This window comes from Blastococcus sp. SYSU DS0973 (genome assembly GCF_054051055.1).
The window spans coordinates 243549-267455 of record NZ_JBJHAN010000004.1 but is presented as its reverse complement, the minus strand read 5'-3'; the positions used below and the strand labels follow the sequence as shown (position 1 = coordinate 267455).

Sequence of the window (23907 nt, the reverse complement as noted above, 5' to 3'; positions counted from 1 at the left end):
TGGTATGCCTGCGCCCCGTCCGGCGGACCGGCCCGGGGTGGGATCATGGCCGTTCGTGACCCTTCCCGCGCGGTTCCGGATGGAGCGCAACGCGCTGCTGCCCCTCGTCGTGCTGGCCTTCTGCATCCTCCCGACGGCGGCGGTCGCCTGGTGGACGCCGGTCCTGCTGCTCGTGCCCGCGGCGATCGCCGTAGCGGTGCTGCGCCGGGGCGTCGACGTCACCCACGAGGGCATCACCGCGCGCGCCGTCCTCGGCTCGCGGACGGTGCCCTGGACGGAGCTGGCCGGCATCCGCGTCGGCGCCCGCGGCGACCTCTGGCTGGTCACCGCCGCCGCCACCGAGGTCCGGCTGCCGGTACTGCGGACCCGCGACCTGCCCCGGCTGGCCGCGGTCTCCGGCGGACGCCTGGAGATTCCCGTCGCCCCGGCCGGATCCCGCCCGCCGGCTCAGTAGGCGTCGACGACGTTGACCAGCGGCTCGCCGGCGAGAATCCGGCGGAGCTGGTCGGTGACGGCGGCGGCCGCCCGCGCGTTGGTCTCGGGCACCGCGCCGCCGACGTGCGGGGTGAGCAGCAGCCCGGGCGCGGACCACAGCGGGTGCCCCGCGGGCAGCGGCTCGGGGTCGGTCACGTCCACCGCCGCGCGCAACCGGCCGCTGGCCAGCTCGGCCACGAGGGCGTCGGTGTCGACGACGACACCCCGGGCGGCGTTGACCAGCAGCGCCCCGTCGGCCATCGCGGCGAGGAACTCCGCGTCGACCATGCCCCGGGTCTCCGGCGTCACCGGGACGATGAGGACGACGACGTCGGCGTGCGGGAGCAGGTCGGGGAGCTCGTCGATGGCGCGGACCCCCTCGCGGGCGGTGCGCGCGACGTAGGTCAGCTCGACGTCGAACCCGGCGAGCATGCGGCCGATGGCCCGGCCGATGTCCCCGGCGCCGATCACCAGCACGCGGGCCCCGACCAGCGACCGGTGCGTGGTGAACGACCAGCGGCCGGCGTCCTGCTCGCGCACGAAGAAGGGGATTCCCCGCTGGGCCGCGAGCGTCGCCGCGACCGCCCACTCCGCGGTCGACGGGGTGTGCGCACCCCGGGCGTTGCACAGGACCACGCCCTCGGGCAGCCGGCCGGCGAAGTTCTCCGCACCCGCGCTCAGCAGCTGCACCAGGCGCAGCTCGGGCAGCGCGGCGAAGAACGCGTCGTCGGGCAGTGTGGCGCCACCGGAACGCGGCACCCACACGCGCGCGAGCGCGGCCTCACCGGTCGGCGGGCCATCGGCCGGGTCGAGCCGGTGCGCCCGGATCCGGGGCGACACCTCCTCGACGGCGGCTCCGATGGCGCGGGAGGGCACCAGCACGTGCAGCGTCTCGTCCGCCGCCAGCTCCAAAGTCGTCACGGGCACCACGCTAGCCAGCCCGCGTGCCGCGGACGACCGGCCGGGCGCACGTACCCTGGGCCCGGTGAGGCCGACGAGGGCGCTGCGCGCGTCGCGGGTGGTCGCCGCCCTGCTCACCGGGGTGCTGCTGACCGGCTGCGGCGGTGGCGGCTACGAGCCCGCCGGCCCCTTCCGCCCGCTGCCCGAGGGACCGCCACCGCAGGTCGGGCCGCCCTCGGCCACGCTCCCCCCGCCGGGCGATCCGGCGCAGCCCGGCGGCGAGGAGGAGGCCGGCGACCCGAACGTCGTCGCCTCGGGGCTCAGCGTGCCCACCGGCCTGGTGCTGCTGCCCGACGGCTCGGCGATCGTCGGCGAACGGGACACCGGCCGCCTGCTCCAGGTGTTTCCCGACCGGTCCCCGGCCAAGGAGCTCATGACCGTCCCGGGCATCGACACGACCGGGGACGGCGGGCTGCTGGGGCTGACCCTCTCCCCCACCTTCCCCGAGGACGGGCTGCTGTTCGCCTACGTCTCCACCGCCACCGACAACCGGGTCGTCCGCTTTCCGATCGGCGGCACGCCCAACCCGGTGTTCACCGGCATCCCGCGCGGCGAGGTGGGCAACGGCGGCGGGCTGCTCACCGGGGTCGACGGCCACCTCTACGTCGGCACGGGCGACGCCGGGGACCCGGCGCTGGCCGCCGACCCCGCGTCGCTCGCCGGCAAGGTGCTGCGGATCGACGTCTTCGGCCGGCCCGTGGGCGGCGGCGGCCCGGTGTTCAGCCGTGGCTACCGCGACGTCACCGCGCTCTGCCAGGACGCGGAACTCCTCTACGCCACCGACGAGGCGCGCGAGGGGCCCGACGAGTTCGACGTCGTCCGCGAGGGCGAGGGCGGTGCCCCACTGCTGGCGGTCCCGCCCGAGGAGGGTGGCCTGGGTGGCTGCGCCGTCGCCAACGGCACCGTGTTCCTCGGCGCACTCGACGGCCAGCGGGTGCACGTCATCACCCTCGACGCCGACGGCGCGCCCGTCGACGGCGCCGCCGACGAGGTGCTCGGCGGCCGCTACGGGCGGCTGCGCACCGTCGTCCTCGACGCCCAGGGCGCGCTCTGGGTCACGACGTCCAACCACGACGGCCTCGGGACGCCGGCCGAGGACGACGACAAGGTCCTGCGCATCCGCCCACCCGGCGGCCAGCCGGACTCCCCGCTGTGACACCGCGGTCCTCCGGACCGCACCGCCGCCAGGTGCCGTCCCCCTGACGTGGTGAGCCCCGCAGTCGCGCCTGCACGGACCCCCCTCCGGGGCCCATTCGGCGCGACCGATCAACTGCTGACCAGCCGCTCCTCGAGCATCCGCTTCACGGTTGCGGCGTCGGCCTTGCCGCGAGTGGTCTTCATGACCGCGCCGACCAGCGCCCCGATCGCCTGCAGCTTTCCGCCGCGCACCTTGTCGGCGACGTCGGGATTGCCCTCGATCGCCGCCTCCACAGCGGCCACCAGCTCGTCGGACTCCCCCATGACCGCCAGCCCGCGCGCCTCGACGACCGCGGCGGGGTCGCCCTCACCCGCGAGGACGCCGTCCAGCGCCTGCCGGGCCAGCTGGTCGTTGATCGTGCCGGCGGAGACCAGGCCGATCAGCTCGGCGACCTGCGCCGGCGTCACGGCCAGCTGGCCGAGCTCGATCCCGGCGTCGTTGGCCCGGCGGGCCAGCTCACCGAGCCACCACTTCCGCGCGTCGCCGGGCGAGGCGCCGGCGGCCACCGTGTCGCTGACCAGCTCCACCGCGCCGGCGTTGACCAGCCAGCCCATCTCCGTCGGCGAGATGCCCCACTCGTCGGAGAGCCGGGCGCGGCGGGCGGCGGGCAGCTCGGGCAGGCCGGCCCGCAGCTTCGCCACCCACTCCTCGTCGGGGGCGATGGGCACCAGGTCGGGCTCGGGGAAGTACCGGTAGTCGGTGGCCTCCTCCTTGCTCCGCCCCGCCGACGTGCTGCCGGTGTCCTCGTGGAAGTGGCGGGTCTCCTGCACGACCCGCCCACCGGCGTCCAGGACAGCGGCCTGGCGGCGCATCTCGAAGCGCACCGACCGCTCCACCGAGCGCAGCGAGTTCACGTTCTTGGTCTCCGTGCGGGTGCCCCACTCGAGGCTTCCGATCGGCGCGAGCGAGGTGTTGACGTCGCAGCGCAGGTTGCCCTGCTCCATGCGCACCTCGGAGACGCCGAGGGCGAGCAGGATCTCGCGCAGCTCGGTGACGTAGGCCTTGGCCACCTCGGGCGCCTTGGCCCCGGCCCCGGGGATGGGGCGGGTGACGATCTCCACCAGCGGGATGCCGGCGCGGTTGTAGTCGACCAGCGAGTGGTCCGCGCCGTGGATGCGCCCGGTCGAGCCGCCGACGTGCAGGTTCTTGCCGGTGTCCTCCTCCAGGTGCACCCGCTCGATCTCGACGCGATAGGTCTCGCCGTCGACCTCGACGTCCAGGTGCCCGGCCGTGCACAGGGGCTCGTCGTACTGGCTGGTCTGGAAGCCCTTGGGGATGTCCGGGTAGAAGTAGTTCTTCCGGGCGAACCGCGACCAGGTCGCGATCCGGCAGCCCAGGGCCAGCCCGATGCGGATGGTGGCCTCGATGGCGGCGGCGTTGGCCGCGGGCAGCGAGCCGGGCAGACCCAGGCAGACGGGGCAGGTCTGCGTGTTGGGCTCGGCGCCGAAGGTGGTCGCGCAGCCGCAGAACATCTTCGACGCGGTGCCCAGCTCGACGTGGGTCTCCAGCCCGATCACCGGTTCGTAGCGGGTGAGGAGCTCGTCGAACGCGACCAGGGTGTCGGTGCTCATGAGGGGTTGTTCTCCTTCGGGCCGGCGGGGCCGGGAGGCTGCGTGCGCCCGGTGATCCACGCGCCGACCCCGGTCAGGACGCCGAGGACGATGAAGAAGGCGAAGACGGCCTCGCCGGTGGTCAGCCAGAGCACCAGGCCGGCGAGGACGACGAACGCCGTGAGCCCCCACGCGGCCTTCATGACGCCGTTCACGCCGCCCCCTGCGGAGCCGTGCGGCCGAGCTCGTCGAGCAACCGGTGGCCCCGGGCGGCGTCCTGCGCGGCCTCCAGGGCGGCGGCGACGCGGTAGCAGCGGTCGTCGGCCAGCGCGGGAGCCATGATCTGGAAGCCGACCGGCAGGCCCTCGGAGAGCCCGCAGGGCACCGAGATCGCGGGCACGCCGGCCAGGCTCGCCGGCAGCGTGCACAGGTCGGCGGCGTACATGGCGATCGGGTCGTCGACGCGGGTGCCGATCGGGAAGGCCACCGTGGGGGTGGTGGGGCTGACCAGCACGTCGACGTCCGCGTAGGCGGCGGTGAAGTCGCGCGTGATGAGCGTGCGCACCTTCTGCGCCTGGCCGTAGTAGGCGTCGTAGTAGCCGGCCGACAGCGCGTAGGTGCCGAGGATGATCCGGCGCTTCACCTCGGGCCCGAAGCCCTGCTCGCGGGTCAGCGCCATGACCTCGTCGAGGTCCCGGCTGCCGTCGTCGCCCACGCGCAGGCCGTAGCGCACGCCGTCGAAGCGGGCGAGGTTGGACGACGCCTCGCTGGGGGCGATCAGGTAGTAGGCCGGCAGCGCCAGGTCGAACGCCGGGCAGGAAACCTCCCGCACGTCCGCGCCCATGCTCTCCAGCAGCGCCACCGCCTCGCGGACCCGGTCGAGCACGCCGCTCTCGTAGCCGTCGGCGTGCCCGTCGCCGCCCAGCTCGCGGACGACGCCGACCCTCAGCCCGGCCAGCTCCCCCTCGGCCCCGCGGCGGGCGGCCTCGGCCAGCACGGGGACGGGGGAGTCGATGCTGGTGGAGTCGTAGGTGTCGTGACCGGCGACCGCCTCGTGCAGGAGCGCCGCGTCAAGAACCGTGCGGGTCATCGGACCCGCCTGGTCGAGGCTGGAGGAGAACGCGACCAGCCCGTAGCGGGAAACCGAGCCGTAGGTCGGCTTGTGCCCCACCAGCCCGGTGAGCGCAGCCGGCTGGCGGATCGAGCCGCCGGTGTCGGTGCCGATCGACCAGGGGGCCAGCCCACCGGCGACCGCGGCCGAGGAGCCACCCGAGGAGCCACCCGGGATGCGGCTGTGGTCCCAGGGGTTGCGGGTCACCTGGTAGGCGGAGTTCTCCGTGGAGGAGCCCATCGCGAACTCGTCCATGTTGGTCTTGCCCAGCAGGACGGTGCCCGCGGCCTTGAGCTTGGCGGCCAGCGTGGCGTCGTAGGGCGGGCGCCAGCCCTCGAGGATCTTCGACCCGCTCGTGGTGGTGACACCCTCGGTGACGACGACATCCTTGAGCGCCAGCGGGACGCCGGCCAGCGGGCCCAGCTCCTCGCCGGCCGCGCGGGCGGCGTCGACGGCCTCGGCGGAGGCCAGCGCCGCCTCCGCGTCGACGTGCAGGTAGGCGCCGAGGGCGCCGTCCTCGGCCGCGATGCGGTCGAGGTAGGCGCGGGTGACCTCGGCGGAGCTCAGGTCGCCGGACTGCAGGGCGCTGCTGAGGTCGGCGGCGCTGGTGGTGGTCAGGTCGGCGCTCACGCCTCCTCCCCCAGGATGCGCGGCACGCGGAACCGGTCGTCCTCCGTCGCGGGAGCACCGGCGAGGACGACGTCGCGGGGCAGGCTGGGGCGGGCGACGTCCGGCCGCATGACGTTGGTCATCGGCACCGCGTGCGTGGTGGGCGCCACGTCGGCGACATCGGCCTTGCCGACCTGCGCGACGGCGCCCAGCACGGCGGCGAGCTGACCGGCGAAGAGGTCCAGCTCCTGGTCGCTCACCGCCAGGCGGGACAGGTGCGCCAGGTGCGCCACCTCGTCGCGGGTCAGTCGGCCCTTCGGGGAGGGGGTGCTCATGCTGCGGTGGAACTCCACTTCGGCAGTGCCCGTCGGCCCGCTCTCGGCCCGGGGCGTGACCTGGACACTCTACGTGGGGGCGTCGGGGCGCTGGTCAGCGTGAGAGGCTTCCCCCCCGATCGCGATCGACGGAGATCGGCCGAACGGCGAGGACTCCCCCGGAGGAACCGTGTCCTATCTCCTGCGTCTGGTGCTGCCCGACCGCCCCGGCGTGCTCGGCGCGGTGGCCACCGCGCTGGGTACCGCCGGCATCGACATCGTGTCCCTGGACGTGCTCGAGCGGGGGCACGGGATCGCCGTCGACGACGTGGTGGTGGACCTTCCCGACGACCGGCTGCCCGACAGCCTGATCACCGTCGCCCAGGGGGTGCCGGGCGTGCAGGTGGAGTCGCTGCGGCCGTTCGCGGGGCCGCTGGACACCCACCGCGAGCTGGACCTGCTCGACGCACTGGCCCGCGGCGGGGACGGCGCGGCCGCCGCGCTGCTGGCCGCGGAGCTGCCCCGGGTGTTCCACAGCGGGTGGGCGGTGATCCTCGACGGCGCCGGCCAGCCCGCTCCCCTGGAGCCCTCGGCGGTGGTGGCGGGGTCGGAGGCGGCACCCGGGTTCGCCGGCCTCACGCTGCCGTGGCTGCCGCTCTCCGGGCCGGTGCTGCTGCCCAGCGACGACTCGTGGCTGCCCGAGCGCTGGCAGGAGATGGCCATCGAGATGATGGCCGCTCCCTACGGCGCCGGCACCCGGGCCGTCGTGGTCGGCCGCTCGGGCGGCCCGGCGTTCCGCCGCTCGGAGCTGCTCCGGCTGGCCCACCTGACCGGCATCGCGGCCACGGTCACCCACCTGCCGCCCGCCTAGCGTGACCGCCCCGGGCCCGTCACCCGTCGGTGCCGTCGCCGATCGTCGCGACCTCGCGGGCGGCGTCCGGGCCGTCGTCCAGCAGCACCCGGAAGCCGTCGTCGTCGAGGATCGGCGCCTTGGCCTGGACCGCCTTGTCGTACTTGCTGCCGGGGTCGGCGCCGACGACGACGAAGCCCGTCCTCTTCGACACCGAACCGGTGACCTTGCCCCCGCGCTCCTGGATCGCCGCGATCGCCTGGTCGCGGCTGAAGTCGCGCAGCGAACCGGTGACCACGACCGTGACGCCGGTGAGCGGCCCCGGCGGGGCGTCCTCGGCGGCGTCGGCCATGCGCACGCCCGCCTGGCGCCACTTCTCCACGACGGCGCAGTGCCAGTCGACGGCGAACCAGTCGCGCACCGAGCGCGCGATCGTGGGCCCGACGCCGTCCGCGGCCGCCAGCTCCTCCTCGCTCGCCGCCATGATGCGATCCATCGAGCGGAAGTCGCGGGCCAGCGCCTGGGCGGCGGTCGGGCCGACGTGCCGGATGGAGAGCGCCACCAGGACCCGCCACAGCGGGACGTCCTTGCGCGTCTGCAGGTTGGCGAGCAGCTTGGCCCCGTTGGCCGACAGCGCCCCGTTCTTCCTCGTGAAGAACGGGGAGCGCTGCAGCTGCTCCCCGTCGAGGAAGAAGATGTCACCCTCGTCCTGCAGCAGGTGGCTCTGCAGGAGTGCGATCGCCGCCTCGTACCCCAGGTTCTCGATGTCGAAGGCGCCGCGGCCGGCCACGTGGAAGACCCGCTCCCGCAGCTGGGCGGGGCAGGACCGGGCGTTCGGGCAGCGGATGTCGGCGTCGCCCTCCTTCTCCGGCCGCAGCTCGGTGCCGCACTCGGGGCAGTGCGTGGGCATGACGAACTCGCGCTCGTCGCCCGTGCGCGCCGCCACCACCGGGCCGAGCACCTCGGGGATGACGTCGCCGGCCTTGCGGATGACGACGGTGTCGCCGATCAGGACGCCCTTGCGCATGACCTCCGAGGCGTTGTGCAGCGTCGCCAGCTGCACGGTCGAGCCGGCCACCTTGACCGGCTCCATGAACGCGAACGGCGTGACCCGGCCGGTGCGGCCGACGTTGACCCGGATGTCCCGGAGCTTCGTCATCGCCTCCTCCGGCGGGTACTTGAACGCGATCGCCCACCGGGGCGCGCGGGAGGTGGAGCCCAGCCGACGTTGCAGCGCCACCTGGTCGACCTTCACCACGACGCCGTCGATCTCGTGCGCGACCGAGTGCCGCTGCTCGCGGTAGCGCTCGATGTAGGCCCACACGCCCTCGAGGTCGTCGACCACCTCGTACCGGTCGCTGACCGGCAGGCCGAGGGCGCGGAGCCCGTCGTAGGCCGCCGACTGCCGGTCGGGGTCGAAGCCCGTCCGGGCGCCCAGCCCGTGCACCACCAGGCTCAGCGGCCGGGACGCGGTGACCTTCGGGTCCTTCTGCCGGAGGGACCCGGCGGCGGCGTTGCGCGGGTTGGCGAACGGCGGCCGGCCCTGCTCCACCATCGTGGCGTTGACCTCGGCGAAGGCGGCGACCGGGAAGTAGATCTCGCCGCGGACCTCGAGCAGCTCGGGGACGTCGGGGCCGGTGAGCTGCTCCGGGACGTCGTCCATCGTGCGGACGTTGGCGGTGACGTCCTCGCCGGTGGTCCCGTCGCCGCGGGTGGCGGCCCGCACCAGCCGCCCCCTCTCGTACACCAGGTCGACGGCGACGCCGTCGACCTTCAGCTCGCACAGGTAGCTCGCCCCCGCGGCGCCCTCCCGCTCGGCGCGGGTGGCCCAGGCGGCGAGCTCGTCGCTGCTGAACGCGTTGTCCAGGCTCTGCATGCGCTCGAGGTGCTGCACCGGGGCGAAGGTGGCCGTGAACCCGCCGTTGACCTTCTGGCTGGGCGAGTCGGGGGTGACCAGGGCGGGGTGCGCGGCCTCCAGCGCCTTGAGCTCGCCCATCAGGTCGTCGTACTGACCGTCGCTGATCAGCGGCTCGTCGCGCACGTAGTAGGCGAACGCGTACCGGTCCAGCTCCTCGGACAGGTCGCGGTGGCGCGTGCGCGCCTCGTCGGGGACCTCGGTGAGGTCCGCGCGGTCGCCCACCGGGGTAACGGAGGGCTCGACGAGGTCGGCGGCGTCGGTGCTCACGGACGAACGGTATCCGGCGGGTCCGACGGTCAACCGGCGCTCACCGGGTTGTGCGCGGAGGGCCCGGCGGAGTCACTCCGGCAGCAGGTATCTCGCGGCCTCACGGACCTGCGCCATGGCCGCACGGGCGTACGACGGGGTGGCGCCGGCCAGCCCGCACGCCGGCGTCAGCGTCACCGCCGCCGCCAGGTCGTCAGCCGGGAAGCCGAGCTCGCGCCACCACGCCTGGACCCGGGTCGCCGTCGCCTTCGCCGCCGGCAGGGGCGCGTCGGTGCCGGGGACGACGCCGGGCAGCAGGTGCACGCCGGCCTCGATCGCGGTGCCGACCGCATCGAGGTCCTGCACCAGGCCGAGGTCGAAGGAGAGACCCGCGGCGCCGGCGGCGCGGAACAGGTCCAACGGCACCCGGGGCGCGCAGCAGTGCACGACCACCGGCCCCGGCAGCGCCCGGACCACGGCGGCCAGCTCCTGCTCGACCACGTCCGCGGCGACCGCGGGCAGCTTGCCGAAGCCGCTGGCGGTGGGCAGCCCGCCTTGCACGACGGCGGGCACCGACGGCTCGTCGAGCTGCAGCACCACCTCCGCGCCGGGCACGCGGGCCTGCACCGCGGCCACGTGCGCGGCGAGGCCCTCCGCGAGCGACTGGCCCAGGTCGCGGCGGGCGCCGGCGTCGACCACGGCGCGGTCGCCGCGCGTGCGCTCCAGCCCGGCGGCCAGCGTCCACGGCCCGGCGGCCTGCACCTTGAGCGGCCCGGTCCAGGTCGCGGCCACGTCGTGCAGCGCGTCGAGGTCGCGGGCGAGGAACTCCTCGGCCCGGCGCTGGTCCGCTCCCGGCCGGGCCACCAGCCGCCAGCCGGCCGGGGTCAGGTCCACCGCGAGGTCGACCAGCAGCGCGGCGGACCGGCCGAGCATGTCCGAGCCGGCGCCCCGGCCGGGCAGCTCGGGCAGGTGGGCGAACTCCGGCAGCTCGCCGGCGACCAGCCGTACCGCCTCGGCGGGGTCGGCGCCGGGCAGGGAGCCGACACCGGTGGCCGGCCCCCACGACACCGGCGCCGTCGCCGGGTCCGTGCTCTCGCTCGATGCAGCCATGACCGCGACGCTAGCCCGCGCCTCAGGACGCCGGGCAGCCACTCCCGGACGGGTCAGCAGGAGAGCCGCTCCGACGAGGCGACCACCTGCGCGGGAGCCGGAGGATCCACCGGCGACCGGGTCGCCAGGTACTCGACCAGCGCCTCCGGGAGCTCCGGCCCCTCGAGCGTGTCGGTGCCCGAGGTGAAGGGCCCGTACCCGTCGCTGCCCGCGCGCAGGTGGGAGGTCAGGGCGATCCGGTAGGCCCCCGCCGGGTCGACCCGCTGCCCGGCCAGCACGAGCGAGCACGGGTCGACGCGGTCGCCCACCGGTCGCCCCGGGTCGTAGCTGTAGGACACATCGCCGGACACCTCGAGCGGGAAGGCGCCGAATGCGCCGTCCGCGGTGAACTGCTCCTCCAGCGCCTGCCGCACCGCCACCCCGGAGAGGGTCACGACGTCGACGGTGTACGGGATCGACGTCACGGCGTAGACGTGCCGGCGGCGCACCTCCCCGCCGGCGCCGCCGGGGACGACCAGGTCGGCGCGGAGGCTGCCGCTGCTCGTGAAGGCGGCGAGCGGTGGGGGCCCCGGCACCTCGTCGGCCGCGGCCGCCAGCATGGCGTTCCCGACGAGGACGCCCAGAGACGACGACGGGGCGGGCCCGCGCCGGACGTCCCCGGTGAGCACGGCAACCGGGCTGTCGGCACCGCTCTCCGCCGCCCGGCCGGCCCAGTAGTCCACTATCCGCGCCATCTCCGGCTCCGGCTCGGCACGGACGACCGGTACGGCAGCCGACGTCACGGTCTCGCGCCGCACGTCCCCCTCGGCACCGACGACGAACCGGAGGTCGACGACCCCGGTCCCGTGCGCGCCCGCCTGCACGACCGGTCGCGGAACGCCGGCCGGGTCCGGCAGCCGGCAGTCGTAGGCGACGTGGGTGTGGGCGCTGATGACGACGTCCACCGCCGGCGTCACCGCCGCGTTGATCTCCTCGAGGGCGGTGCCGGCGAGCCCGCCGGCGCACTCGTCGTACCGCCCCTCCTGGGCTCCGCCCTCGTGGACCAGCAGCACGATCGCCTCGACCCCGCGGTCCTGCAGCTCACCGGCGTAGCGGTTCACCGCCTCGGCCTCGTCCCCGAACCGGTACCCGGCGATCCCGGCCGGCAGCACCATGTCCGGGGTGTCGGCGGTGGCGACGCCCACGATGCCGATCTCGACGCCGCCGGAGGTCTGCACCACGGCGTAGGGCGGCAGGACCGGCTCACCGGTCCCCGTGTCGACGACGTTCGCCGCCAGGTAGCCGAAGTCGGCGCCGTCGAAGATCGCGCCCGTGCTGTCGGAGAAGCACCCGGTCTCGTCCACCCGGACCCCGGCGCACGCATCCACGTCGTCGGAGTCCACGCCGTCGCCCGTGCCGGACAGCCGCAGCAGCTCGGCGACCCCTCGGTCGAGCTCGTGGTTGCCGACCGCGGAGAAGTCCAGCCCCAGCGCGTCGAGCACCTCGACGGTCGGCTCGTCGCGGAAGGCCCCGGACACGAACGGCGAGGCACCGACGAGGTCGCCCGCGGCGACCAGGAGCGAGTCCTCCGGGGGGCCGTCGAAGTCCGCGCGCAGCTGCTGGACCGTCGCCGCGAGGTGCGCGGCCCCGCCGACGAGCTGAGGGCCGTCGTCCTCGGTGCCGGGACGTCCGTCGGCGCCCGCACCCGGCGTGCCCGTCTCGAGCGTCCCGGCTGCGCCCCGGGGCGGTCGCAGCTGCCCGTGGAAGTCGTTGAGGGCCAGCAGCTGGACCGGGGTGTCGGTGACCGGGTCCGGGAGCTGCTCGGCTCCGGGCGCGGCATCGCTCCCGGGCGCGACCGCGGCACCCTGGCAGGCGGTCAGGAGCAGCAGTACTGCGAGGGGCAGCGCGGAAGTGAGGCGCTGTCGGAGCACGGGTCCTCCGAGGGGGTCGGGACGAGGTCGGCCCACTCGACCACGGTCCGCACCCGGCCGCAGCTGCGGTTCGGTGTCAGACCGGCGCGTCGGCGGCGATCTTCGCCGCGCGTTTCCCTGCGCTTCGGACGACGGCCTGCCCCAGTACCCGGTCACCGCGCTCGGCGTCGGGCTGGTAGAGCACCGCCGACTGCCCGGCGGCCACGCCGCGCTGCTGCTCGCCGAGCTCGATGCGCAGCCCGCCGTCGTCGCCGGCGGCCACCGCGCAGGGAACCGGGGTGCCGTGGGCCCGCAGCTGCACCTCGGCGCGGAACGGCAGCGCCGGGGCGGCCCCGGTCCAGGTGGGCGCCGCCGTCCCGACGACGTCGACCCCGGCGAGGTCGGCGGTGCCGACGGTGACCGTGCGGGTGACCGGTTCGATGCCGAGCACGTACCGCGGACGGGAGTCGCCGGCGGTCACGCCGAGCCCGCGTCGCTGACCGACCGTGAAGCCGTAGGTGCCGTCGTGCTCGCCGACGGTCGCCCCGGTGGCGGCGTCGACCACCGGGCCGGGGCGGCTGCCCAGCCGGCGGGCCAGGAAGCCGCGGGTGTCGCCGTCGGGGATGAAGCAGATGTCGTGGGAGTCGGCCTTGGTGGCGACGGCGAAGCCGCGCTCGGCCGCGATCTCCCGCACCCGCTCCTTCGTCATGCCGCCGAGGGGGAACACCGCGGCGGCCAGCTGCTCCGCGGTGAGCACCCCGAGGACGTAGGACTGGTCCTTGGCCGCGTCCACGGACCGCCGCAGCGCGCCGTCGGCCAGCCGTGCGTGGTGCCCGGTGACCACCGCGTCGAAGCCGAGCGCCTGCGCCCGCTCCAGCACCGCCGAGAACTTGATCTTCTCGTTGCACCGCAGGCACGGGTTCGGCGTGCGACCCGCGGCGTACTCCGCCACGAAGTCGTCGACGACGTCCTCGGTGAAGCGCTCGGCGAGGTCCCAGACGTAGAACGGGATGCCGAGCTCGTCGGCCACCCGCCGGGCGTCGTGGGAGTCCTCGACGCTGCAGCACCCGCGGGAGCCGCTGCGCAGCGTCTGGCGCTGCTGGGACAGCGCCAGGTGCACCCCGGTCACGTCGTGGCCGGCGTCGACCGCCAGCGCGGCGGCGACGGCGGAGTCCACTCCCCCGCTCATGGCGGCCAGGACCCGCACGGTCAGCGCCGTCCCATGCCGGCGCGGCGGGCGCGCTCCACGACGGGGGAGATCACCTCGAGCACGGCGTCGACGTCGGCATCGGTGCTCGTGTGCCCCAGGCTGAACCGCAGCGAGCTGCGGGCCCGGTCGGGCTCGGCGCCGACCGCCAGCAGCACGTGGCTCGGCCGGGCCACCCCGGCGCTGCACGCCGAGCCCGTCGAGCACTCGATCCCCCGGGCGTCGAGCAGCATGAGCAGCGCGTCGCCCTCCGCGCCGGGGAAGGACAGGTGCGCGTTGCCGGGCAGCCGGCCCGGGCCGGAGCGCACCACGTCGTCCAGCGCTGCGCCGTTGAGCTGGGCGTCGGGCACCTGCCCGACGACGCCGGCGACGAGCCGGTCGCGCAGCCGGGACAGCTCGGCGGCCCGCTCCACCCGGGCCTCGACCGCGGTGGCCGCGGCCACCGCCAGCCCGACGATCGCGGCGACGTCGAGGGTGCCGGAGCGGACGTCGCGCTCCTGGCCGCCCCCGTGCAGCAGCGGGGTGCACTCGGCGTCCCGGCGCAGCAGCAGCGCCCCGGCGCCCATCGGGCCGCCGAGCTTGTGCGCGGTCATGGTCAGGGCGTCCGCGCCGGTGGCGCCGAAGTCGACCAGCACCTGCCCGACGGCCTGCACGGCGTCGGTGTGCAGCGGCACGCCCACGTCGTGGGCGGTGGCGGCGAGGGCGGCGATGTCGCTGACCGTGCCGATCTCGTTGTTGGCCCACATCACGCTCGCCACGGCGACGTCGGTGCCGTCGCCCAGCGCCTCGGCCAGCGCTGCGGGCGTCACCCGGCCGGAGGGCTCGACCGGCAGCCAGGTGACCTCGGCGCCCTCGTGCTTGGCCAGCCACTCCACGCTGTCGAGGACGGCGTGGTGCTCGGCCGGGCTCACCACGATCCGGCGACGGCGGGAGTCGGCCGCCCGCCGGGCCCAGAACAGCCCCTTGACGGCGAGGTTGTCGCTCTCGGTGCCGCCGCCGGTGAACAGCACCTCCGACGGCCGGGCGCCCAGCGCCTCGGCCAGCCGCTCACGGGCCTGCTCGGCGGCCCGCCGGGCGGCGCGGCCGCTGGCGTGCAGCGACGAGGCGTTGCCGACGCGGCCGAGCTGCTCGGTCATCGCGGCCAGCACCTCGGGCAGCATCGGCGTGGTCGCCGCGTGGTCGAGATACGTCACCCCGGCCTCCTCGCTGGCGCTCGTCGGCCACGTGACCGTCATGCTCGCTCCCTCGGCGACCGTGCTACCGCGGTCACCGACGCCAGGGTAGTCGCGCCCGTCGGAGCATCCTGGTCCGGCGGGACGGTGCGGCCGGCCACCCGCGCACCGAGGAGTGAGCGCACCAGGCCGATCGTCGTCCGCCGGTGGTCGGCGTCCCAGATGCTCCCCTCGGCCGTCCCGTCCACGTCCCGCCCAACCCCGCGCCGCTGCACGTGCTTCCCGACCGCAGGCAGACGCCGAGCGCCGGCCCCCGACGGGGACCGGCGCTCGGGTCACGTGCTCGCCCCGTCCCGGGCCCCACCCTGAGCCTGCGAGGGGTGGGGAGGACGGGGTCCTTCTCCTACTTGCGCGCGTTGATCTGCTCGGTGGCGGCGGGGACGACCGTGTTGAGGTCGCCGACGACACCGAAGTCGGCCAGCTCGAAGATCGGGGCCTCGGGGTCCTTGTTGATGGCCACGATGGTCTTCGAGGTCTGCATGCCGGCGCGGTGCTGGATCGCCCCGGAGATGCCGACGGCCACGTACAGCTGCGGCGAGACGGTCTTGCCGGTCTGCCCGACCTGGAAGCTGTGCGGGTAGAAGCCGGAGTCGACCGCGGCACGGGAGGCGCCGACGGCACCGCCGAGCGAGTCGGCCAGGCCCTCGATGATCGCGAAGTTCTCGGCGCTGGCCACGCCACGACCACCGGAGACGACGATCGAGGCCTCGGTGAGCTCGGGGCGGTTGCTCTTCTGCTCCACGACGCGCTCGACGACCCGGACCTGCTTCGCGGCGTCGCTGATCGACACCGGCACGGGCTGCTCGGCGCCGGCGGCCGGAGCCGGCTCGGGGGTGACCGAGTTGCCCCGCAGGGTGTAGATCGGCGTGCCGACGGTGACCTGTGAGTGGACGATCGTCGCGCCGGCGAACGCCGCCTGGGTGGCGGTGCCGTCGGGGGCGATCTCGGTGACGTCGGTCAGGAAGCCGCTGCCGGTCTTGATGGCCAGGCGGGCGGCGATCTCCTTGCCCTCGGGCGAGGAGGGGATGACGACGGCGGCGGGCGACTTCTCGCTCACCAGCTGCGCCAGCACCTCGGCCTTGGGGGCCACCAGGTAGGCGTCGACGTCCTCGGACTCGGCGACGTAGACGGTCGCGGCGCCGTACTCCGCGAGGGTGTCCTTCACGCCGGCGGCCGTGCCCGGCGCGCCGAGCACGACGGCCGACGGGTCACCGAGCGCACGCGCCGCGGTCAGGGCTTCCAGGGTGGTCTTGCGGACTCCGCCGCCGGCCGGGTTGAGCTCGGCCAGGACCAGGACCTCTGCCATGGGGTGTTCTCCTCTTCCTTCGATCCGGGCCGGTCAGACGATCTTCTGGCTGGCGAGGAAGTCGACGAACTTCTGCGCGCCGTCGCCCTCGTCGGTCACCTTGACGCCCTCGCCCTTCGGCGGGCGGCCGGCGAAGTCGAGCACCTTGCTGGTGGCGCTGGCCAGACCCACGCTGCCGGCGTCGAGGCCGAGGTCGGCCAGCGACTTGGTCTCCACCGGCTTCTTCTTGGCGGCCATGATCCCCTTGAAGGAGGGGTAGCGCGGCTCGTTGATCGTGTCCCAGGTCGAGATGATCGCCGGGAGGGGCGCCTCGAGGGCCCAGAAGCCGCCGTCGGTCTGCCGCTCCACCTTCGCGGTGCCGCCGTCGATGGTGACCTTGCGGGCACCGGACAGCTGCGGGATGCCCAGCCGCTCGGACAGCAGCGCCGGCATCACGCTCATCTGGCTGTCGGTCGCCTCGGCGCCGCAGAGGACCAGGTCGTACTCGAGCTGCTGGAGGGCCGCGGCCAGGACGGCGCTGGTCTGCACGGCGTCGGAGCCGTGGATCGCCTCGTCGCTGACGTGGACGGCCTTGTCGGCGCCCATGGACAGCGCCTTGCGGATGGCGTCGGTGGCGGAGTCGGGGCCGACGGTCAGCACGGTGACCTCCCCGCCCTGCGCCTCTTTGATGGTGAGCGCCTCCTCGATGGCGTACTCGTCCATCTCGTTGATGACGTTGTCGGCGGACGCACGGGCGACGGTGTTGTCGGCCGGGTCCAGCTTGCGCTCACTTCCCGAGTCCGGGACCTGCTTGACTAGAACGACGATGTTCATCGCGCTGAACCTTCCTCAGGACGCGTTCAGGATGCGGGCACGGGGGCCCGCCTGGCTCCGATCATGGAGGCTACTGCGGAGTAATGCCGCCGCGGCAGGAGGGGCCGGTGAGGCACATCACGCCGACGGGCCCGGTGACACCGCCCACTTCCCGGTCGCCGCGAAACCCCGGAGGGTCTCGGTGTGCGGGGCGAGGTCGAGCCCCTGCGCGGCGACCCACTCGTCGGAGTAGTAGGTGCGGGCGTACCGCTCGCCGCCGTCGCACAGCAGGGTGACCACGCTGCCTCGGCGCCCCTGCGCGACCATCTCCGCGACCAGGCCGAACGCCCCCCACAGGTTGGTGCCCGTGGACCCGCCCGCCCGGCGGCCGGTCGCCCGCTCCAGGTGCCGCATCGCCGCCAGGGACGCGGCGTCGGGCACCCCGATCATCCGGTCGACGATGGTCGGCACGAACGAGGGCTCCACCCGGGGTCGGCCGATGCCCTCGATCCGCGAGGGCCTACCGGTGGTCCAGCCGGGGTCACCGGCCGTGTACCCGGGCAGGAACGCCGAGTTCTCCGGATCGACGACGGCGAGCCGGGTCGGGTGCCGCCGGTAGCGCAGGTACCGGCCGATGGTCGCGCTGGTGCCGCCGGTGCCGGCGCCGACCACCACCCACTCGGGCACCGGGTGCCGCTCGGCGGCGAGCTGCTCGAAGATCGACTCGGCGATGTTGTTGTTGCCCCGCCAGTCGGTCGCCCGCTCGGCGAAGGTGAACTGGTCGAGGTAGTGACCGCCGCACTCCGTGGCCAGCCGGCGGGCCTCCTCGTACATGTCGGGCGCGCGGTCGACGAAGTGGCACACGCCCCCGTGGAACTGGATCAGCGCGATCTTCTCCGGGCTGGTCGACCGCGGCATGACCGCGACGAACGGCAGCCGCAGCATCCGGGCGAAGTACGCCTCGCTCACCGCCGTCGACCCGCTGGAGGCCTCCACGACGGTGCTCCCCTCGGTGATCTGCCCCGAGCACAGCCCGTAGAGGAACAGCGACCGGGCCAGCCGGTGCTTGAGGCTGCCGGTCGGGTGGGTCGACTCGTCCTTGAGGTAGAGGTCGACGCCCCACTCCGGGGGCAGCGGGTAGACCAGCAGGTGGGTGTCGGCGCTCCGGCGCGCGTCGGCCTCGACGGCGGCGACCGCGCGGTCCACCCACGCCCGGCCACCGGGGTCGGAGTGGTCGACGTCCATGCGGTGCCCGGTCACGCGGGCTCGGCCGGCGCGACCAGCACGGGCCGGTCGGCAGGGGTCACCGTGACGGCGGTCCCGGGGGTCAGCAGCTGGCTGTCGGCGCTGGCGACGTCGATGCGCACCTCCACGCCGTCAGGCAGCGCGACGAGCACGCGGGTGGATGCGCCGGAGAAGGTACGGGTCACCACGCGCCCGGATCCCGCCGGGTCGGCGGAGGCCAGCAGCGACTCCGGCCGCACCAGCGCGACCACCGGGCCGCCGGGAGGCGTGGCCCCGGTCACCGGGCGCCGGACGCCGAGCAGCTGCGCCTCGCCGCCGGTGAGGACCGCCGGCAGCCGGTTCATCGTGCCCACGAACTCGGCGACGAACGCCGTCGCCGGGCGCTCGTACAGCTCGTCGGGCGAGGCCACCTGCTCGAGCCGGCCGGCGCGCATCACGCCCACCCGGTCGGCGACCGAGAGCGCCTCGGCCTGGTCGTGGGTGACGAAGACGGTGGTGATGCCCAGCTCCAGCTGGATCCGGCGGATCTCCTCCCGCAGCTGCACGCGCACCTGCGCATCGAGCGCGGAGAGCGGCTCGTCCAGCAGCAGCACCTGCGGCGCGACGGCCAACGCACGGGCCAGGGCGACCCGCTGCTGCTGGCCGCCGGACAGCTGGTGCGGGTACCGGTCGCCGCGGTCGCCGAGCCCGACGAGGTCCAGCAGCTCGGCCGCCCGGCCCGACCGCTCGGACCTCGCCCGGCGGCGCACCCGGAGGCCGAACGCGACGTTCTCGGCGACGGTCAGGTTGGGGAACAGACTGTAGGCCTGGAACACCATGCCCATGTCGCGCTTGCTCGGCGGGGTCCCGGTGATGTCCCGCTCCCCCACCAGCACGCGGCCGCCGTCGGGGCGGTCGAAGCCGGCGATCGCCCGCAGCGCCGTGGTCTTGCCGCAGCCGGAGGGACCCAGCAGGGCCAGCAGCTCGCCCCCGGCGATGTCGAGGTCGAGGCCGTCGAGGGCCACCACCGAGCCGTAGCGTCGGGTCAGCCGCTCCAGCCGCACCGGCGTGCCGGGCCGGCCGCGCAGGTCCGCGGGGGCACCGGGAGACCGGTCGGTGGTGGTCCCGGGCAGCGAGGTCATGCGGACTCCTTCGGGCCACGCCGGCGGTCCAGCGCGGAGATCAGCAGCAGCAGCATCCAGGTCATCACGAGGGAGAGCACCGACACCGCCACCGACAGCTGCGGCTGGGAGCCGGAGATGCGCACGATCCAGGTGGGGAACGTCTCGAAGCCGAGGATGTTGGCGATCGTGAACTCCCCCAGGACGAGGGCGAGGGTGAGGAAGGCGGCGTTGAGCACCGACGTGCGCAGCACCGGGAGCACGACCGAGACCAGCACCCGGGGCCAGCTGGCACCCAGGCTGCGCGCGGCCTCGGTGAGCGTGGGCAGGTCGGCGCCGCGGACGCCGGCGTCGAGCGCCCGGTAGACGAAGGGCAGCGCGAGCACGACGTAGACGAAGACCAGGATCCACGGCAGCGCGGGCTCCTGGAGGGCGAAGAACGCCTCGGCCAGCGGGGTGCCGAGGAAGTGGTCCGGGGCCCAGGCCAGCACGCTGCGCACGCCGACGACCAACGCGATGGGCGGCAGGACCAGCGGCATCAGGGTGAGCAGCTCGACCGTCGTCCGCAGCCGGGGCAGCCGCAGGGTGACCAGCACGATCGTCGGCACCATGAGCAGCAGCGCGAGGGCGACGGTGAGCCCGCCCAGCGCGAGGGAGCGGGTGAATGCCTCGGCGAAGCCGGGCGCCCCGGGGATCTCCGCGTAGTGCTCGGCGGTGAACCCGCCCTGGCCGCGGTCGCGCGCGGTGAACCAGACCGAGGCGGCGATCGGGACGAGGAAGTACAGGCCCAGCAGGGCGAGCACGGCGAGGCGCCAGGCACCGCTGCGGCGGCGTCCGGGCCGCTGCGGCTCCGGGGGCTCGACGCCCCCGGCGCCGGCGACGTTCTCCGCGAGCACGGTCATGCCAGCCACCGCTGGGTTCGCCGCTGCACCCAGGCGTAGAAGATCATCACCAGGCCGACGACCACGACCATGCCGAGCGCGAGCGCCTTGCCGAGGTTCTCCGCCCCGACGACGACGTTGCTCGACAGCGCGTCGGCGATCTGCAGGGTGACCAGCGGGACGCTGCTGCCGACCAGCGCCTTGGCGGTCGCGTACGCGGCGAAGGCCGAGGCGAACAGCAGCATCGTCGCGCCGAGCACGGGGGGCGCCAGCACGGGACCCCCGACGTACCGCCAGTACTGCCAGCCGCTGGCGCCCAGGTTGTCCGCGGCCTCCCGCCACTGCGGCCGCAGGGCCTCCAGGGCCGGGATGATGATGAGCACCATCAGCGGGATCAGGAAGTACAGGTAGACCAGCGCCAGCCCGGTCATCGAGTACAGCGAGAACCCGCCCAGCCCGATGCCGAAGGTGTCCTGGAGCAGCGCGGTGACCACGCCGGCGTTGCCGATGGTGGCCAGGAAGGCGAAGGCGAGCGGGATGCCGCCGAAGTTGGCCAGCACCCCGGAGGCGGTGAGCACCAGACGGCGCAGCAGCCGGCCGCGGCGGGACCGCAGGATGGCCACGGCCAGCGCCAGGCCCAGGACGGCGCCGAGCACCGCGGTGATGAGCGACAGCTGGAGGCTGCCCAGGTAGGCCCGCCGGTAGGCGCCGTCGGTGACCGCGGTGATGGAGTCGGTCGACCACGTCTCCTCGAACGTCACCGGATCGGTCGCCCGGAACGCCTCGACGGCGAGCGCGCCGATGGGCAGCAGCAGGAAGACGGCGACGTAGAGCAGGAACGGGAGGGTCCCGAGGACGGTCAGCGCGCCACCGCGCCGGCCCCTGCGACGAGGGGCCGGCGCGGTGCGCTCCGGTGCGGTCGTACTCAGCCGGAGATCTCCGCGTTCCAGCGCTCCGCCACGACCTGCTGGGCGGCGCTCTCCTGCTCCTGGGTCGGGAAGTCGGCCGTGCCCTCGACCTCGGGCAGCGCCGACAGCGCGTCGGCGTCGGCCGTACCCGCCTCCTCCATCGCGGGCAGGCGGACCGGGCGGGCACCACCGTTGAGCCAGATGTTCTGGCCCTCGTCGCTGTAGAGGAACTCCTCCCAGAGCCGGGCGGCGGCCGGGTGCGGCGCGAACTTGCTGATCGCCTGGCTGTAGTAGCTGCCGAACAGGCCGTCGGTGGGCACGTTCACCTCCCACTCGACCCCCTGCTCGGCGAAGGTGTCGGTGAAGGACGCGTTGAGGTAGTCCCAGTCGATCGAGATCGGCGTCTCGCCGCTCTGGATGGTGGCCGGGGTGATCTCGACCGGGTTGAAGTTGCCGACGTCCTTGATCTGCTCGAAGAAGTCGATGCCCGGGCCGATGTCGTCGAGGCTGCCCCCGTTGGCCAGGGCGGCCGCCCAGACGCCCCCGAAGGCCGCCGCGGCCTGCGTCGGGTTGCCGTTGAGCGCGACCTGGCCGGCGTACTGCGGATCGAGCAGGTCGGCGAAGGTGGTCGGGCACTCGGCGACGACCGAGGCGTTGCACCCGATCGAGATGTAGCCGCCGTAGTCGTTGACCCAGTGGCCGTCGGCGTCCTTCTGGTCCTCGGGGATGTCCTCCCAGGTCTGCACCTGGTATGGCGCGAGCAGGTCCTGACCCTGCGCCTGACGGGCGAAGGCGGTGCCCAGGTCGAGGACGTCGGGCGCGCGGTCCTGGCCGCGCTGGCTGGTCACCGCGTTGAGCTCGTCCTGGCTGGACCCGTCGGGGCTGGCGCTGTTGATCTCGATGTCGTACTTCTCGCTGAAGGTCTCCAGCATCTCGCCGTAGTTGGCCCAGTCCGGCGGCAGCGCGATGACGTTGAGCTCACCCTCGGCCTGCGCGGCCTCGACGAGCGCGTCCATCCCGCCACCGTCCTCCACCGAGGTGGCGGTGGCCCAGTCCGAGCCGCTCCCGCCGGAACCGCCGTCGTCCGAGCCGCAGGCGGTCAGGGTGAGTCCCGCCGTCACGACCGCGACCGCGGTCCGCAGGGTGCTTCGTCGCACGTGTCCTCCAGGTGTGGGGCCGCGCCCGCCCGGGGTCCGGTTGACCCCGGCCGTGCGGCCTCGGGGATTGTCGCCGACGCGGCAGGGCTTGGGCAGTGACGCGAGGTGACCGTTACGCGACCGTTGGGCCACGGACCGCCCGGTTCAGCGACCGGTGAAGGTGGCCTTGCCCGGCCCGTTCTCGAGGAACGACCGCATGCCGGTGTCCTGGTCCTCGGTGTCGAACAGCTCGGCGAACAGCCGGCTCTCCAGCGCCAGGCCCTCGTCGATCGGCAGGTCGAGCCCCTCGTCGATCGCGCGCTTGGCCGCGGCCAGCGCGAGCGGCGGGCCGGCGGCGAGCTTGCGGGCCATCACCAGCGCCGTCCCGTACACCTCGGCGTCCGGGACGACGGCGTCGGCCAGGCCCATCTCCAGCGCCTCCTCCGCACCCACGTGCCGGCCGGTGAAGACGAGGTCCTTGGCCCGCGCCGGGCCGACCAGGCGGGCCAGCCGCTGGGTGCCGCCCGCGCCGGGGATCACGCCGAGCAGGATCTCCGGTTGGCCGATCTTGGCGCCGGCGCCGAGGACCCGGAAATCGGCGCACAACGCCAGCTCGTAGCCGCCGCCGAGGGCGTAGCCGGTGACCGCGGCGATGACCGGCTTCGGGATGCGGGCGACGGCGCGGAAGGAGTCCTGCAGCTCCCGGCCCCAGACGGTCATGCCCGCGCCGTCGAGCTGCGACATCGCCTTGATGTCGGCGCCGGCGGCGAAGACCCGCTCCCCGCCGTAGACGACCACGGCGCGCACGTCGTCGCGGCGGCCGGCCTCCGTCGCCGCGGCGCGGACCTCCATGTGCAGCTGCTCGTCGATGGCGTTCATCTTCGGCCGGTCGAGCCGGATCGTGCCGACTCCGTCCTCGACCTGCAGGGTCACGAACTCGGGCTCGGCCATGTGCGGTTCCTCCAGGTGGCGGACGAGGTCGTCACAGGCACCCTAGCCAGCCGGTACCGGCCCGTTCACCGGGCGCGGCGGGCGGTGTACCGGCCGTCGGTGCGGGTCAGCGACAGGCGGACGCCGAAGGTGTCCGACAGGTGCTCCGCGGTCAGCACGTCGTCGGCGGCCCCGGTGGCCACCACCTCGCCGTCGCGCAGCAGCAGCGCGTGGGTGTAGCCGGGGGGGATCTCCTCGACGTGGTGGGTGACGAGCACCTGGGCCGGCGCGTAGTGGTACCTCGCGAGGTCCGACAGCCGGGCGACGAGGTCCTCCCGGCCGCCCAGGTCCAGGCCGGCACCGGGCTCGTCGAGCAGCAGCAGCTCCGGGTCGGGCATCAGGGCCCGGGCGATCTGGGCCCGCTTGCGCTCACCCTCGCTCAGCGTGCCGAACGGACGGTGGGCGAACTGGGCGACGCCCCACTGCTCCATGAGCATCCCGGCCCGGGTCAGGTCGTGGACGTCGTAGCGCTCCCGCCACCGGCCCACGACGGCGTACCCGGCCGAGACGACGATGTCGCCGGTGCGCTCGGACGGCTCGATCCGCTGGGCGAGCGAGGCGCTGGTCAGGCCGATCCGCGGCCGCAGCTCGAAGACGTCGACCGCGCCGAGGGTCTCCCCCAGCAGCCGCACCTCCCCCCGGGTGGGGTGCATCTGGGCCGCCGCGAGCTGCATCAGCGTCGTCTTCCCCGCCCCGTTGGGTCCGAGCACGACCCAACGGTGGTCGGCCTCGACCGCCCAGTCGACGCCGCGGAGCAGGTGGTTCTGCCCCCGGACGACGTCGACACCGGTCATGCGGACGACCGCCCCCTCGGGGGCGCCAGGGTTCGACACGTCCCCCATCCAACCAACCTTTCCCGCCGCCGGTGCGTCCGCTCCGGT

Annotated in this window: 22 protein-coding genes; 3 read left to right on the top strand and 19 right to left on the bottom strand. The window is 74.5% G+C overall.

Translation table 11 applies throughout. The features are described 5' to 3' along the window. The first annotated feature begins 55 nt into the window (after nucleotides 1-55). Nucleotides 56-454, top strand: a complete 399-nt coding sequence (locus ACI791_RS09840) for a PH domain-containing protein (protein WP_456585882.1) — start codon at nucleotides 56-58, stop codon at nucleotides 452-454. On the opposite strand, the gene ACI791_RS09835 is transcribed toward ACI791_RS09840, so the two are convergent. Next, nucleotides 448-1395: a 2-hydroxyacid dehydrogenase gene (locus ACI791_RS09835; protein ID WP_456585881.1), complete on the bottom strand. Its 948-nt coding sequence runs from the start codon at nucleotides 1393-1395 to the stop codon at nucleotides 448-450. The genes ACI791_RS09840 and ACI791_RS09835 overlap by 7 nt on opposite strands. Nucleotides 1396-1459: 64 nt before the next feature. Between ACI791_RS09835 and ACI791_RS09830 the strand changes: the two genes are divergently transcribed. Further along, nucleotides 1460-2590, top strand: a complete 1131-nt coding sequence (locus tag ACI791_RS09830) for a PQQ-dependent sugar dehydrogenase (protein ID WP_456585880.1) — start codon at nucleotides 1460-1462, stop codon at nucleotides 2588-2590. 110 nt (nucleotides 2591-2700) lie between these two features. On the opposite strand, the gene gatB is transcribed toward ACI791_RS09830, so the two are convergent. From gatB to gatC, 4 genes are read right to left on the bottom strand one after another with little or no spacing between them, the layout of a single operon-like run. Continuing rightward, nucleotides 2701-4203, bottom strand: a complete 1503-nt coding sequence (gene gatB, locus ACI791_RS09825) for an Asp-tRNA(Asn)/Glu-tRNA(Gln) amidotransferase subunit GatB (RefSeq protein WP_456585879.1) — start codon at nucleotides 4201-4203, stop codon at nucleotides 2701-2703. Further along, complete coding sequence (locus tag ACI791_RS09820; RefSeq protein WP_347057645.1) at nucleotides 4200-4397, bottom strand: hypothetical protein; 198 nt, start codon at nucleotides 4395-4397, stop codon at nucleotides 4200-4202. The genes gatB and ACI791_RS09820 overlap by 4 nt, the downstream gene beginning before the upstream one ends. After that, nucleotides 4394-5923: an Asp-tRNA(Asn)/Glu-tRNA(Gln) amidotransferase subunit GatA gene (gene gatA, locus ACI791_RS09815; RefSeq protein ID WP_456585878.1), complete on the bottom strand. Its 1530-nt coding sequence runs from the start codon at nucleotides 5921-5923 to the stop codon at nucleotides 4394-4396. Before gatA ends, ACI791_RS09820 begins: the two co-directional genes overlap by 4 nt. Continuing rightward, nucleotides 5920-6237, bottom strand: coding sequence for an Asp-tRNA(Asn)/Glu-tRNA(Gln) amidotransferase subunit GatC (gatC, locus tag ACI791_RS09810; protein WP_456585877.1), 318 nt, complete (start codon nucleotides 6235-6237; stop codon nucleotides 5920-5922). The genes gatA and gatC overlap by 4 nt, the downstream gene beginning before the upstream one ends. A 169-nt stretch (nucleotides 6238-6406) precedes the next feature. Here gatC and ACI791_RS09805 point away from each other — a divergent pair, with 169 nt between their 5' ends. Beyond that, nucleotides 6407-7087, top strand: a complete 681-nt coding sequence (locus tag ACI791_RS09805; RefSeq protein ID WP_456585876.1) for an ACT domain-containing protein — start codon at nucleotides 6407-6409, stop codon at nucleotides 7085-7087. 19 nt (nucleotides 7088-7106) lie between these two features. Here the strand turns inward: ACI791_RS09805 and ligA are convergent, their stop codons facing one another. From ligA to ACI791_RS09735, 14 genes are all read right to left on the bottom strand, one after another. Next, on the bottom strand, nucleotides 7107-9251 hold the full coding sequence (gene ligA, locus ACI791_RS09800; RefSeq protein WP_456585875.1) for an NAD-dependent DNA ligase LigA: 2145 nt from the start codon (nucleotides 9249-9251) through the stop codon (nucleotides 7107-7109). 72 nt (nucleotides 9252-9323) lie between these two features. Further along, nucleotides 9324-10340 (bottom strand): methionine synthase, encoded by a 1017-nt coding sequence (locus ACI791_RS09795; protein ID WP_456585874.1) that lies wholly within the window; start codon nucleotides 10338-10340, stop codon nucleotides 9324-9326. 53 nt (nucleotides 10341-10393) lie between these two features. Next, on the bottom strand, nucleotides 10394-12250 hold the full coding sequence (locus ACI791_RS09790; protein WP_456585873.1) for a bifunctional metallophosphatase/5'-nucleotidase: 1857 nt from the start codon (nucleotides 12248-12250) through the stop codon (nucleotides 10394-10396). Nucleotides 12251-12326: 76 nt separating this feature from the next. Then, a complete protein-coding gene (gene mnmA / locus ACI791_RS09785; RefSeq protein ID WP_456585872.1) occupies nucleotides 12327-13436 on the bottom strand; it encodes a tRNA 2-thiouridine(34) synthase MnmA in 1110 nt (369 codons plus the stop codon). A 2-nt stretch (nucleotides 13437-13438) separates the two neighbouring features. Continuing rightward, on the bottom strand, nucleotides 13439-14671 hold the full coding sequence (locus ACI791_RS09780) for a cysteine desulfurase family protein (RefSeq protein WP_456585871.1): 1233 nt from the start codon (nucleotides 14669-14671) through the stop codon (nucleotides 13439-13441). A gap of 340 nt (nucleotides 14672-15011) precedes the next feature. Next, nucleotides 15012-15974: an electron transfer flavoprotein subunit alpha/FixB family protein gene (locus ACI791_RS09775; protein ID WP_456585870.1), complete on the bottom strand. Its 963-nt coding sequence runs from the start codon at nucleotides 15972-15974 to the stop codon at nucleotides 15012-15014. A 33-nt stretch (nucleotides 15975-16007) separates the two neighbouring features. After that, complete coding sequence (locus ACI791_RS09770) at nucleotides 16008-16787, bottom strand: electron transfer flavoprotein subunit beta/FixA family protein (RefSeq protein ID WP_347057655.1); 780 nt, start codon at nucleotides 16785-16787, stop codon at nucleotides 16008-16010. A gap of 117 nt (nucleotides 16788-16904) precedes the next feature. Further along, nucleotides 16905-18026, bottom strand: coding sequence for an L-cysteine desulfhydrase Cds1 (cds1, locus tag ACI791_RS09765; RefSeq protein WP_456585869.1), 1122 nt, complete (start codon nucleotides 18024-18026; stop codon nucleotides 16905-16907). Further along, a complete protein-coding gene (locus ACI791_RS09760) occupies nucleotides 18023-19132 on the bottom strand; it encodes an ABC transporter ATP-binding protein (protein ID WP_456585868.1) in 1110 nt (369 codons plus the stop codon). The genes cds1 and ACI791_RS09760 overlap by 4 nt, the downstream gene beginning before the upstream one ends. After that, complete coding sequence (locus ACI791_RS09755; RefSeq protein ID WP_456585867.1) at nucleotides 19129-20013, bottom strand: ABC transporter permease; 885 nt, start codon at nucleotides 20011-20013, stop codon at nucleotides 19129-19131. Before ACI791_RS09755 ends, ACI791_RS09760 begins: the two co-directional genes overlap by 4 nt. Continuing rightward, entirely contained in the window at nucleotides 20010-20753 is a 744-nt protein-coding gene (locus tag ACI791_RS09750; protein ID WP_456585866.1) for an ABC transporter permease, read from the bottom strand. Before ACI791_RS09750 ends, ACI791_RS09755 begins: the two co-directional genes overlap by 4 nt. A 164-nt stretch (nucleotides 20754-20917) precedes the next feature. After that, nucleotides 20918-22057: an ABC transporter substrate-binding protein gene (locus ACI791_RS09745; RefSeq protein WP_456585865.1), complete on the bottom strand. Its 1140-nt coding sequence runs from the start codon at nucleotides 22055-22057 to the stop codon at nucleotides 20918-20920. A 144-nt stretch (nucleotides 22058-22201) separates the two neighbouring features. Continuing rightward, entirely contained in the window at nucleotides 22202-22987 is a 786-nt protein-coding gene (locus tag ACI791_RS09740; protein WP_456585864.1) for an enoyl-CoA hydratase/isomerase family protein, read from the bottom strand. Between the two features lie 65 nt (nucleotides 22988-23052). After that, entirely contained in the window at nucleotides 23053-23868 is an 816-nt protein-coding gene (locus tag ACI791_RS09735) for an ABC transporter ATP-binding protein (protein ID WP_456585863.1), read from the bottom strand. Nucleotides 23869-23907 lie beyond the last annotated feature (39 nt).